This window comes from Lactococcus sp. KTH0-1S, assembly GCF_052544945.1.
Genome location: NZ_CP195165.1, coordinates 420,477 through 434,126, shown reverse-complemented (window position 1 = coordinate 434,126; position 13,650 = coordinate 420,477). Strand labels below are relative to the sequence as shown.

The window sequence follows — 13,650 nt, the reverse complement described above, 5'->3', positions numbered from 1 at the left end:
TAATTACGAATTATTTTTGCTTTTGAAGCCAAACTTCTTTCAAAAATTCTAAAGTATAGTGTGAAGTATCAGGCACAATGACGATATCATCTCCCAAATCTTCTGGGCGCCCTACACCAATTGGTAAAGCCCCTGAATCTTTGATGGCTTGGATTCCAGCTTGAGAATCCTCCAACCCAATTGATTCAGAGGGTGCAACACCCACTGCATGTGCTGCTGCAATAAAAATATCTGGTGCTGGTTTTGATGCCGCAACCTCAGCCGGATCAGCAATTGCATCAAAATATTCAGTTAAATTCATTCTCTCTAATAAAAATGGACCATTTTTAGAAGCTGACGCTAAAGCAATTTTTATTTTATTTGAACGTAAATCTTTGAGTAATTGTAAGATTCCAGGATAGACATCGGCTGGCGACACATCCTGAATCATTTTCACATAGTTATCATTTTTTCTCTTAGCAAGTTCTTTAAATTCCTCAGCTGATACTTTTTTGTCAGCTAAATCTAGAATTTTCTGAAGCGAGTCTTCTCGTGAGACCCCTTTTAATTGCTCATTAAATTGGCGGTCAACACCATTAATGCCAATTTCTTCAGCCAAAGCTTTCCAAGCTCTAAAATGATACTCTGCGGTATCTGTAATTACACCATCTAAATCAAACAATACTGCTTTAAACATCTTTTTACCTTCTTTCTCGTCATTTTAAAAATATATTTTTAAGTAATGACTTTCCAAAGTTACTGACAGAATTTCTGTCAGTAACTTTTTTATTAAAAAATAATTGTAAATCCTTGTATCAAAACTTTATTAAGAGTAAAACCATTTATTTTAAATCAAATTTAGTCTGCACTCCGGCTTTTAATTGAACCTCATCATCATAAACTTTGGTCAGTAAATCCGCCGACGCTGTCAGTAATAATTGTCCATTTTCAATCAAAATTTCAACTTTAGTTCCTCTGAAAATTTGATTAAATTTCAATTTTGTCCAGCTTTTTGGTAAATAAGGAGCAATTGCAAATTGGCCATCTCGCAGACTCAGACCAGCAAATTCATTTTGAATCACCTCGAGCGTTTCGCCCATGACCCCAATATGAACCCCTTCAGCCGTTGTTCCCCCTTGAATATCATAGTAATCACTGCCAATTGCTGTAATCAAGAAATCCAACGCTTCATCAAAATCCCCTAATTTCACATCAATCCCAGCAAAAACCGGACGTGAAGTCGTTGATCCGTGAACAGTCCTAGCAAGATAATAATCACGGTTGACTTTCAACCAATTTTCGGGCAACTCATAAGCCAATTGTTTGACCAACTTAGTCACATGCTCCTGACCCAAATTGTAGATTAACATCAGTGTATCAGCCTGTTTAGCCACTTGATATTCGTCAGGCGAAATGCCTTCGGCCTTCATCAAACGGTCAATGCGATGAATATCCCCATATTTTGCTTCATAAGCTGCAAAGTCTACTTCCTTAAGCTCAAAATATTTAGCATATTGCGCAATCACACCATTTTCATCAATATCTAGATACATTTTTTTCCGAACTTTTTGAGCTTTTTCAAGTAATTCCTTTGGAATTTCAAATCCTTTTTCTGATAATTCTGTCAACCAATTTAATTGCCAAGTGAGCATTAAATTAGTGTAGGCATTATCACAGATTCCCCCTTCTTGCCCAGGATAGGCCTCATGATATTCATCAGGTCCCATGACCCCATCAATATGATAACGGCCGTCATTTCCTAATTCTGCTTTATTTAACCAAAACTTTGTCGTTTCAATGATTAAATCTAAACCACCGTCAGTCAAAATGCTTTCATCTTCTGTCAGTTGTGAGTAAATCCATAAATTATATACAATGGCTAAACTAACATGCCTTTGACGCCGGCTATTATCTGGTTCCCATTCATTATTTACTGTATTCAAATGAACAAATTGCGATTGTTCATCACCAATTAAGCCTGACTGCCAAGGAAACATAGCTCCTTTTTCTCCATCAACCTTCGCATTTTCCTGCGCTGCGGTCAATCGATTGATTCGGTACAACAGCAAATCACGCGCTGTTTCTGGCTCGTTAGCCGCATAGTAAGGAAGAACAAAAATCTCATCCCAGAAGATATGGCCCCGATAACCTTCACCAGTCAAGCCACGTGAACCTACTGATGCATCTAAAAACTGATTAGCACCATGCTGTGCCGCTTGACGAATATGGAAAATGTTCATCCTGACCATTCTTTGTAAATCTTCATGGTCTGATTCGATAACAATATCGGCATCTGACCAAACTTTTTCCCAATAATTCGCATTATTTTCTTGAATTTTACTGACAGAAGTTGCTGACAGCTCTGTCAGTACAAACTCAACGGGATTTTTACTTTCATAAGAACTCGCAATGACAATCGTTTTATCAAACTGTACTTCTTGATTTTTTTGTAATTCAATTTCGATTGCTTCTGCTAAAATCTCATCATTCTCAGAATCTATTTTTTGGAAGGCCAATCCATTCAAAAATGATTTAGAAGCAATTGCAAGTTCAATTTCGCTTGTTCTTGTTTTAGCAATCAAAAGTCCTTTGGAAATTTTTGTTACTTCAAATTCTTTACTATCAAAAGCCCGATAACGTTCAACATTTTGATTTAAAACTGAGCCATCAGTAAAAGTTTCAAGTCTTAATTTACAAGAGAAGTCAGCAACAATTTCACCAACAAAACCAAAATCATGAAAATTAATCGGATCTACAAACTTTGTCGTTACTAAAGTCAAATTTCCTTTGGCCAATTTCACCTGATAACGTTCAATTTGCAAAGCATTTTTAAAATCAATTGTAGCTTGCTTTTCAATTGCCGCTTCAAAATCAACCAATTCACCATCAATATATACTTTTATTAATTGAGGATTTGGCCAATTTACCATATCTTCATTAATGACATCATGTCCTGCGACTTCTGTACTCGTCCGGTTGAAGACACCAGCTACGTACAAACCAGGATAATGATTGTCAGAACAAGTTGACCATAAAGGCGCACCTCGAAGCCCTAAATAACCATTTCCCAATGACATTAAAGATTCTTGACCATAAGAACGTTTCCCTACTTCTTTTTTATCATATTGGATTATCCAATCTTTTTCAGTCATTTTTCCCCCTCATATAAAACTAAAGGAAGCAGAATTTATCAGCACTGCCTCCAACTGAGTTTATTAATTATTTAACTGCATCTTTAAATGCATTTTTTTGTTCAACGCCTTCTCCCATTACATCTGTATCTTTATACCCAAAGAACCAAACCAATAGGAAAGTTGCAACCGCACATACCGCAGTCGCGATCCAGAAGAGCATCAAGTTACCCGCAGGAGCGTGATGTGTCAAAGGATTAGAAATGAAGTTAGGGAAACCAATCAAAGAACCTGAGAACCCAAACATTTGTAATCCGCCAAATCCAGCAACACCTGCACCAATCGCGGCACCAATTGAAGACATGATAAAGACACGCACATATTTCAAATTAATCCCATACATTGCCGGTTCAGTTACCCCACAAAAGGCTGAAATTGCTGCTGGAGCAGAAAGTCCTTTAAGGTCTGCTTTTTTAGATTTAAAGAAGACAGTCAAGGCGCCAACCCCTTGAGCGAGCATTGTGAAAGAAACAATCATATTGAGTGAACTTGCTCCAGTAGCCGCCAATTCTTGTGAAATAAGTGGAACAACCAACCAGTGCAACCCAAAGATAACCAAACATTGATACAAACCACCAACGATGATACTTGCAATTCCTAAATTCAATGACAAGATATGATCAATCACAAATGACAATCCAGAAGAAATTGTAGAAATAACTGGACCTACCAAAAGTAAAACAATTGATGCGGTAATAAAGAAAGTAATCATTGGTTGGAAAATTGGACGCAAGGCAAGTGGTAAAACTTTTTTCAACCAAGCATTCAGTGGTTTAGCAATTGCCACAGCTACAATGATTGGGAAAATGGTATAAGCATAGCTTGGCAAAGCAACGGGGATTCCAAAATAACTTGTATTAAAAGTTACTCCAAGGAAATTTGCAACAGGAGCAGCTGCTTCGACAACAACATTTTTACCTGCCGCATTTGTTCCAACATGCGCATTTACCAAGTTAGTAATTCCTGGATTAATCATAAAGCCACCGACTGCAGCACCAATGAATTGCAAGACGGTATCTTTAGGTGCCAATTGTTTGGCTGCTGAGAAACCAACCAAAACAGGCAAGAAGTAAAAGGGCGTCATTGCCAGTGTTGAGATAATAACATAAGTTGAACTTGCAGGATCGATCACTTCGATTAAGCGATTTCCCTTAACAAAGATACTAAGTAAACCATTAATCATCCCACCTGCTGCAAGTAAACCAATAATAGGAATCATTGACCCAGTAATTGTTCCAATGACCACTTGGAAAGCATGAACAATCGGATTTTGTTTTTTACCATTAGCTGGTGCTGTTGCAGCGACTGCTTGTGCCGTTGCGTCATCATCAACAACCGAATCACCAAGTTGTTCAACAACTTCATCATAAACATCCTCAACCGCTTGTCCAATAACCACTTGATATTGATTCAAGTTTGAATTATAAATGGCGCCTGCCACACCAGGCAAGGCTTCAATTGCCGCTGTATCAGCTTTATCTTTGTCCTTTAAAGTGAAACGAAGACGAGTGATACAATGAATAACTTTTGTGACATTTTCAGCGCCACCTACATTTGCGATAATATCAGTCGCAAGTTGTGAATAATTTGCCATAAATTCTCCTTTAGCTTCATTATCTATGAAGCATTTCATAATATAAAATAATAATTGACGAGTTTAATAGTCACAAAATCTATATCCAAAGTTCCCGTCATCTTTGCGCTATAAATTTATTGGTTGATATTTTTATTTACTTAACACTTGCCTGACCTAATTCATCACGTGCATTGGCTGAACCATATTTAACCTCAAAGCCAGATAAGACATCTTTAGTATTTGTAAAAATAACCATTGTTGTTTTATCCAAACCAGCAGCTTCAATCTGCCCCCAATCAACAGTACCCAGCTCATCACCACCATTAACAATATCATCCACTTTAACTTTAATTTTAAATGGTGCTCCTTTAAGAGCTACTGTATCAATACCGAGATGTAAAAGAATATCTAAGCCATCAGCACGTTTAAAACCAATTGCATGTCCCTGAACCAAAGTTACTTTTGCAGAAACTGGAGCAAAAATTTTATTTTCTTTGGGCTCAACTGCAAAACCATCACCCATTATTTTCTTTGAAAATACCGGATCGTTTACTTTTGAAAGTTCAATAACTTCTCCAGAAACTGGATTATATAGCCCTTTATCGTCTTTCAATTCTTTCTTTTTTCCTATTCCAAACATAAGAATCTCCTATCTTTTGAAGTTGTACGTACAAGTTAACAAAATCATTGTATCACATAAAAACGTTTTCAGCAAGCGGTAACAATTATTTTTGTGATAAAATATAAAGTATGAAGAAATATGAAGTGATTTTGCAAGATTTAGAAAAAAAGATTTTTAACGATATCTATAAAACGAACGATATTCTTCCGAGTGAAAATGAGCTCTCTGTTAATTACGAGAGCAGTCGTTCAACAGTCAGACAGGCTTTAAAAATTTTAGAAGAGAAAGGGCTTATTCAAAGACGACATGGCTATGGTAGCATTGTCCTCGCTCACGATAGGCTCCTTTTCCCTATCTCTGGCTTAACTTCATACAAAGAACTACAAACCTCTATGGGTTTCCATAGTGAAACTGAAGTCATTCGCTTTGAAAGACTTGAAATTAACCCTAAACTTTCAGAAACAACTGGTTTTGCCGTTGGGGAACATGCCATAAGTATTCTCAGAAGGCGCAAAGTAGATGGCAAATTTTCAATTTTAGATTGGGATTTATTTTTAGAAAAATATTCCGAAGGTTTAGCTCCAGAACATGCTAAAATTTCAACCTATGACTACTTAGAAGATACTCTAGGGCTTGACATTGCCTATGCCCAAAAGGAAGTCACAATTGATTTTGCCTGCGAAGATGACTTTAAATACCTTGACTTAAATCCCAAAGACCATCATGTCGTGTCTGTCAAATCTCATGTTTATCTTGCTGATAATACTCTTTTTCAATATACTGAATCTCGACATCAAGTCGACCGCTTTCGTTTCACAGAATTTGCTAGACGACAAAAAAGATAAAAAAACCTCCCAATAAGGAGAGGTTTTACTTGATAATAAAAAGCAAGAACAAATCAGTTCTTGCTTTTTTTCTTTATTTTACACCAATTTCTGCTTCAACAACTTCGACAATAGTATCTACAACATGATCGACTTCTTCATGAGTTGGCGCTTCAGCCATGACACGCAAGAGTGGTTCAGTTCCTGAAGGACGAACTAAAATACGGCCTTTCCCATTCATTGAAGTTTCCATTTCTGAAATTACTTTTTGAATCGCTGGCACATCCATTGCTGATTTTTTAGCTGCGTTATCTTTTACCCGAACATTAACTAATTTTTGTGGATAAATTGTAACTTCACTTGCTAATTCAGATAAAGACTTGCCAGTTTCACGCATTACTTTCAACAATTGAATGGCTGAAAGTTGCCCATCTCCTGTTGTGTTGTAATCAAGGAAAATCATATGACCCGATTGTTCACCACCGAAGTTGTAATTATTTTTCTTCATTTCTTCAACAACATAACGGTCACCAACCGCTGTAATCACTGAATTAATTCCTGTTTCTTCAAGCGCTAAATGGAACCCAAGATTAGACATCACAGTTGTTACTAGCGTATCATGAGCCAATCTTCGTTGTCCAAGAAGATATTTCCCAACGATAAACATAATCTTATCACCATCAACAATTTCTCCATTTTCATCAACGGCAATCAGACGGTCAGCATCACCATCAAAGGCTAGTCCGAGGTCACTTCCTGTTTCGACAACTTTTTTAGCCATTGCTTCAGGATGAGTTGAGCCTACTTTCACATTGATATTGAGTCCATCAGGATTTTCACCAATAACTGTCAAATTCGCTTCTAAATCAGCAAAAACGGCACGAGCAGAAGTATAAGCTGCACCATTAGCGGTATCAAGAACAACCTTATAACCTTCAAAATTACCTTCTGCTGTTGTTTTTAAGAATGCTTGATATTTACGAACCCCTTCGATATAGTCATGAAGCACTCCTAAGCCTTGAGCAGACGGACGTGGCAATGTGTCTTCTTCAGCGTCAATCAATACTTCAATTTCAAGTTCTTTTTCATCCTCTAATTTATAACCATCACCACCAAAGAATTTAATTCCATTATCAAGTGCTGGATTATGGCTGGCTGAAATCATGACCCCAGCTGAGGCCCCATCTTTTTTAACTAAATATGCTACACCTGGTGTTGCAATGACTCCTAAATCATAAACTTCAATCCCAACAGACAAAAGTCCTGAAATCAAACTGCTCGCAAGCATTTGTCCAGAAATTCGTGTATCGCGACCAACATAAACTTTTGGTGTACCTAATTCATGTTGACTAAGGACATAGCCACCAAAACGACCAAGTTTAAAAGCCATCTCCGGCGTTAATTCAACATTTGCTTCCCCGCGAACACCGTCTGTTCCGAAATATTTACCCATTTTTTCTTGTCTCCATTTTTATTATTTTTTTTTGACTCTGAAAATTTATCCACTTATTTTTACAGGTGTTAATGTTACTTCAACTTCTTGTGGATCAGCACTTACTCCTGTTGCACGTATAGGAACAGTTACTTTTGTTTCTTTTACAACTCCAGAAATATCCACTGATGCTTCAACCTCTTTGATTGCTTCTAAAGCACTTTTTTCTCCTGAAAGAGTAACTGTTTTATCAGATACTTTTGTCTTAATAGATGATAAAGTCTTATCAAGCGTTCCTTTTTGTGTCACTTTAACCGGCACATCTTTAGTTAATTTATTTACTACAACTTTTAAATGAGTCGTTGAAGGTTCAATTTGTGCTGGAAGAATTTTACCTGTGCTGTCTACGGCATGAAGAGTGACTGTGCCTGAATAATTTTCATTTAAATTAACATCATTTGGTAAAGCAGCTTCAATTGCTTGAATTTTTTTGATGCTCTCTTCTCCGGCAGTCACTTTTACCTTTTCATCACTCACTGAAAGTGAATCAATTGTAAAACCTTCTGGCAATTGAGTTGAATCAGCTTTTGGTGTTACTTCAAACTCTTTCTTCACTTTGTCTTCTAAAGTGATATTCATTGTTTTAGGTTCAATCGTTGCCGTTACTCCGCCAGGCAGTTGTTCAATCCGAATTGGTACATCAAATTTTCCTGTTTTTAGTTTGGTCAAATCAACACTTAAAAAGAAATTTCTTGTGTCCGAATTTTCTTCATTAGTGATAGACAAGCGATTATATCCAGAAAGATGAACCGTCGCAGTGCTATTATAACCACTAACGAAATATTTATTAGAATTATATTTTAATTCTACTGGAACGTTATTAATTGTGGCTGTGTAAACTTCTCCAGACTGATTAGTTCCTTGATTACGGATGGATGTTGCATTAGCATTAAAGAAAAGGACAATCGCAAAGAAAACAGAGGCAAGGATATAAAATGTTTTGGAATTAAAAAATTTATTTGCCATTTTTCTTTCCTCCTGCTTTATTTTTTCTATTTTTTCCTGTTCCTTTTTCATTTTTTTCAACTTTAGGAACTAAAATGGCCACTAGAATATCATGAAATTTTTCTTTGGAAATATCCGCGAAAAATTCTCCATTGTGAGCAATTGAAATTCCACCAGTTTCTTCGGAAACCACTAAAATCAAAGCATCTGAGACTTCAGAAAGTCCAATTGCAGCACGGTGTCTAGTCCCAAATTGTTTTGAAATCCCCGATTTTTCGGTCAAAGGAAGATAGGCAGAGGTTACAGCGATTTTGTTTCCCTGAACAATGACCGCGCCATCGTGCAAAGGTGTATTTGGAATGAAAATATTAATAAGTAATTCACTAGTAATATCCGCATCTAAACGAATCCCTGTACTTACAAATTCATTTAAATTTTGCCCTTGCTCAATCGCAATCAAAGCGCCAATTTTTCGCTCAGACATGTAAGCAAAAGATTTCTCGTAAGCTGAAATATGCCCATCAGGGCTACTTTTTCTCGTTGGTGTAAATAATGTGGTTGTTCTTCCTAAGCTTTCAAGCGCTCGCCTAATTTCAGGCTGAAAAATGATAACTCCGGCGATAACCCCATAGGTAATAACTTGGTTGAGTAACCACTCAACTGTTGTAAGTCCAATAAGTCCGGCAATAATTCTGATAAAAATGAAAATAATCACACCACGAACAAGCGTCATTAATTTTGTTCCTTGTACAAACCTAATCGCTTGATAAAGGAAAAAACTGATAATTGCAATGTCTAATATTGCAATAGCAATTCGCAGAGGTGATTCATTCAATTCAAAAATCTTTTGCCAAAACTCAAGGTTAAAAAATTGATTGAAGTCGGTCAAAAGTCCCCCTCCTTTTATATTGTTAGTCTAATTATACCAAAATTTTAAGTGAACTGCTTTATTCCCAAATAAAGATTTATCATCTTGCTCTTATTCCCTTAATCTGTCTGTAATTTTTACATTAGCAAAACCGTAGTTTTTAGCTGACGAGGATAAAAAAATTACTGACAAAAATTCTGTCAGTAACTTTTAATTATTAAGAATATATTATTTTTTAGCCTCACGTTCTGCTTTACGAGCGGCTCGTCTTGCTTCACGCTCAGGATCAACTGGACGTTTCTTACGTTCTTTTGGCAGAGTAGCTTCTATAGCCCCCTCTGATTCAGGATTCTTTTTCGCCAGTGCTTTTGCTTCACGTTCTAAAAACTTATCTAAATCTCCTGATGTTCTAGCATAACGCATAAATCGTTTACGAGAATCTTTGGCAGCTTTAGCATACAAACTTTCTGCATGTTCAGCATCAACTTTTAATAGATTACCAAAACGAGATTGTGTCAATAAGAAATCTCTAACTTTACTAAAATCAGGCTTTTTGAAATCAAGAATCATCGGATTTTTACCGAAATCTTCAAGAAGAGGATTATAGCGATAAAGTTGCCAGTAACCAGAATTCACGGCTTCTTTTGCTTCATCAAGTGCTAAATGTATTCCTCCATATAAACCATGTGAAATACATGGAGTATAAGCAATAATGACTGATGGACCTTTAAATTTTTCAGCTTCATCAAAGGCACGGATTGTTTGCATCATGTTTGCTCCAGAAGCAATCTGAGCCACATAAACATCTCCGTAGGTCATTAGCATCGCTCCTAAATCTTTTTTCGTATTAGATTTACCGCCAGCAGCAAATTGTGCAATTGCTGAAGCTGGAGTTGCTTTAGAAACTTGTCCCCCAGTATTGGCATAGACTTCGTTGTCCATAATCAAGATATTAACATCAGCACCTGAAGCTACAATATGATCTAAACCGCCAAAACCAATATCATAAGCCCAACCATCTCCACCAAATATCCATTGGGTTGGTTTTACAAATTGATCTTTTTGTTTATATATTTCATCCAACTTAGCTGAGTTGAAGTGTTCAGAAGCAAGCATTCCCTTCATTTTTTCGGCTCTTGCTCGTGTTCCTTCTGAATCTTCTAAGTGTTCTACCCAGTCTTTCGCCAATTTTTGCAAATCATCTGACATTTCTGGCAAGGCTTCAAGGACTTGGGCTGCTAATTTTTGACGTCTGGTTTGAGAAGCTAACCACATTCCATATCCGTATTCCGCATTATCCTCAAAGAGTGAGTTTGACCATGCAGGGCCTTGTTCAAACTCATTTGTTGTATATGGCGTTGCTTGTGTTCCACCATAAATGGCTGAACAGCCAGTTGCATTGGAAATCATCATTCGGTCGCCAAACATTTGTGTCAATAATTTAATATATGGTGTTTCACCACAGCCTGAGCATGCTCCTGAAAATTCAAAAAGTGGTTTTTCAAATTGGCTAGCAACAATTGTACCTGGACGAGCTGGATTTTCTTTTGTTTTAAGGGTTTGTGCAAAAGCCCAATTGACAGATTCTTTTTCTTGGCCTTCATAAGGAATCATTTTTAAAGCTTGACCCTTTTTAGGACAGGCTTCAACACATAAGCCACAACCTGTACAGTCTTCAACAGAAACCTGAATCCGATATTTTAAGCCATCAGCTCCTTTATAATCCATAACATGGAAACCTTCTGGCGCTTGATTCCATTCGTCTTCGTCGACTAAAAATGGCCTGATGGCAGCATGAGGACAAACAAATGAACATTCATTACATTGAATACAGGCTTGGGCATTCCATTCGGGAATTTCTAAGGCAATTCCTCTTTTTTCAGAAGCACTTGTTCCCAATGGTTCATCACCAAAAGTCATTTTGTTATCGACTAAGGTTTGTACCGAAAGTTCATCACCCTCAAAGGCATTGGTTTTATTTACAATTTCAAAAACATATTTTTTACGAGAACTTTCTGTCGTAAGAACTTTCGTTCTTTCCTCTTGAGTTTCAGCCCAGCTTTCTGGAATCTTTACTTCATGCAAGCCGTTCAAAGCAAGTGCCATTGCATTCAAATTTTGTTCAACAATGGTTGGTGATTTCTTTGCATATTTTTGAGCATCTTTTTTCAGAATCTCATAAGCTTCATCAAAAGGCATAACATGAGCCAATTTGAAAAAGGCAACCTGCATAATCGTATTAATTCTGCGTTCCATTCCGGTTTCATGAGCAATTTTCATGGCATCAATCGTATAAAATCGAATTTGATTTTCGGCAATGAATTTCTTCATTTCACTCGGAAGATTTTTTGAAAGTTGTTCTAGATTCCAGCTTGTATTTAATAGAAATAGGCCTCCAGCTTTCAAACCTTTGGTCAAGTTATATTTACGTACATAAGTCATGTTGTGACAAGCAACAAAATCAAGTGTAGCTGTCATATATTCAGAAGTAATTGGCGAATCACCAAAACGTAAATGTGAAATGGTTAAACCACCTGATTTTTTTGAATCATATTCAAAAGCGGCTTGAACATATTTATCAGTATGGTCACCAATAATTTTAATTGCTGCTTTATTGGCACCAACTGTTCCATCTGAACCAAAGCCCCAGAATTTTGCTTGAAATGTATCTGCTGGTGTTAAATCAAGGACTCTTGAATTTGTCAGAGACAAGTTTGTAACATCATCATTAATTCCGATTGTAAACATACGTTTTGGTTGTGCTTTGACTAATTCATCAAAAACACTGACGATGTGTTCTGGACGAGTATCTTTTCCACCAATGCCATAGCGGCCACCAATCACTTGTTTAACATTAGAATTGAAAAGCGCTGATTGAACGTCAAGGAAAAGAGGTTCTCCATTTGAACCAGATTCTTTTGTACGGTCTAAGACCGCTACTGTTTTGACTGTCTTTGGTAATTTTTCAAGAAAGTTTTCCAATGGAAATGGACGATATAAGTGAACATTGATAAAACCAACTTTTCGGCCTTGTCCATTTAAATAATCAACTGTTTGTTCAATTGTCCCAGCAACAGAACCCATAGAAATAATGACTTCTGTCGCATCAGGTGCGCCATAATAATTGACTAAATCATAATCTGTCCCACGAAGTTTATTGATTTTTCCCATGTACTTTTGAACGATTTCAGGAAGAGCTTCATAGTAAGAATTGACCGTTTCCCTTTGTTGGAAATAGATATCTGCATTTTGATTTGTCCCTGAAACTGTAGGATGATCAGGGTTCATTGCACGGTCACGAAAATCAGCTAATTTTTCTTGATTAACCATTGGTAATAAATCTTGATAATCAATAACATCAATTTTTTGAATTTCATGAGAAGTTCTAAAACCGTCAAAGAAATTCAAGAAAGGAACTGAACCTTCAAGTGTTGCTAAGTGGGCAACTGCTGACAAGTCCATCACTTCTTGAACAGATGACTCTGCTAACATGGCAAACCCAGTTGTTCTGGCTGACATCACATCAGACTGGTCTCCAAAAATATTAAGCGCCCCAGCCGCTACGGCACGAGCTGCGACATGAATAACTGCTGGCAAAAGTTCACCAGCCATTTTATACATATTTGGAAGCATTAAAAGGAGCCCTTGCGAAGCGGTATAAGTTGTCGCAAGCCCTCCTGCTTTAAGAACACCGTGCATGGCACCTGCTGCACCAGCTTCTGATTGTAGTTCTGTAATTTTTACTGTTGAGCCCCAGATATTTTTACGACCAGCAACTGACCAAGCGTCAGTATAATCTGCCATTGGTGAACTTGGGGTAATTGGATAAATTACGGCAATTTCTGAAAAGGCGTAAGCAATATGTGCTGCCGCCATGTTTCCGTCCATTGTTTTTTTCATTTTTTTCAAACCTTCTCAGGAGAGCATTTATTCGACATTTTTACGGCATAAAGAGCGGTGTCGGTGTTCTTTATGTGATTTAGTACTAAATCGAAAAAGACGAGAGCTTTCCTAATAATATTATTTTGACTAAGTTAATTTTAGCATTTTAAGCCTGAAAAGTTGAAGCTGCTTAGTGTCAATTATCTTTGACATTATCGTTGAAAAGCCTTTATTTACAAGACCTATCAGTAATTTTTTCACTTACAAACTA

Annotated in this window: 9 protein-coding genes; 1 reads left to right on the top strand and 8 read right to left on the bottom strand. The window is 36.9% G+C overall.

Annotated features, from left to right (window positions below):
* Positions 1-10: 10 nt before the first annotated feature.
* The 4 genes from pgmB to ACRYLU_RS02130 all read right to left on the bottom strand — a co-directional run bounded on the left by pgmB (position 11) and on the right by ACRYLU_RS02130 (position 5,386).
* Complete coding sequence (gene pgmB, locus ACRYLU_RS02145) at positions 11-676, bottom strand: beta-phosphoglucomutase (RefSeq protein ID WP_021469610.1); 666 nt, start codon at positions 674-676, stop codon at positions 11-13.
* A gap of 145 nt (positions 677-821) precedes the next feature.
* Positions 822-3,131: a glycoside hydrolase family 65 protein gene (locus tag ACRYLU_RS02140; protein WP_445081131.1), complete on the bottom strand. Its 2,310-nt coding sequence runs from the start codon at positions 3,129-3,131 to the stop codon at positions 822-824.
* A gap of 67 nt (positions 3,132-3,198) precedes the next feature.
* On the bottom strand, positions 3,199-4,764 hold the full coding sequence (locus ACRYLU_RS02135) for a PTS transporter subunit EIIC (protein ID WP_445081130.1): 1,566 nt from the start codon (positions 4,762-4,764) through the stop codon (positions 3,199-3,201).
* Between the two features lie 136 nt (positions 4,765-4,900).
* Positions 4,901-5,386 (bottom strand): PTS sugar transporter subunit IIA, encoded by a 486-nt coding sequence (locus ACRYLU_RS02130; protein ID WP_015425865.1) that lies wholly within the window; start codon positions 5,384-5,386, stop codon positions 4,901-4,903.
* Between the two features lie 110 nt (positions 5,387-5,496).
* Between ACRYLU_RS02130 and treR the strand changes: the two genes are divergently transcribed.
* Positions 5,497-6,213 carry a trehalose operon repressor gene (gene treR / locus ACRYLU_RS02125; protein ID WP_058206012.1) on the top strand — a complete coding sequence of 239 codons (717 nt, stop codon included), beginning with the start codon at positions 5,497-5,499 and terminating at the stop codon, positions 6,211-6,213.
* Positions 6,214-6,286: 73 nt separating this feature from the next.
* On the opposite strand, the gene glmM is transcribed toward treR, so the two are convergent.
* From glmM to nifJ, 4 genes are all read right to left on the bottom strand, one after another.
* Positions 6,287-7,645: a phosphoglucosamine mutase gene (gene glmM, locus ACRYLU_RS02120; protein WP_445081129.1), complete on the bottom strand. Its 1,359-nt coding sequence runs from the start codon at positions 7,643-7,645 to the stop codon at positions 6,287-6,289.
* A gap of 45 nt (positions 7,646-7,690) precedes the next feature.
* Positions 7,691-8,650 (bottom strand): CdaR family protein, encoded by a 960-nt coding sequence (locus ACRYLU_RS02115; protein WP_038599257.1) that lies wholly within the window; start codon positions 8,648-8,650, stop codon positions 7,691-7,693.
* Positions 8,640-9,518: a diadenylate cyclase CdaA gene (cdaA, locus tag ACRYLU_RS02110; RefSeq protein ID WP_003131542.1), complete on the bottom strand. Its 879-nt coding sequence runs from the start codon at positions 9,516-9,518 to the stop codon at positions 8,640-8,642. The genes ACRYLU_RS02115 and cdaA overlap by 11 nt, the downstream gene beginning before the upstream one ends.
* A gap of 207 nt (positions 9,519-9,725) precedes the next feature.
* Positions 9,726-13,397, bottom strand: coding sequence for a pyruvate:ferredoxin (flavodoxin) oxidoreductase (gene nifJ, locus ACRYLU_RS02105; RefSeq protein ID WP_445081128.1), 3,672 nt, complete (start codon positions 13,395-13,397; stop codon positions 9,726-9,728).
* Positions 13,398-13,650 lie beyond the last annotated feature (253 nt).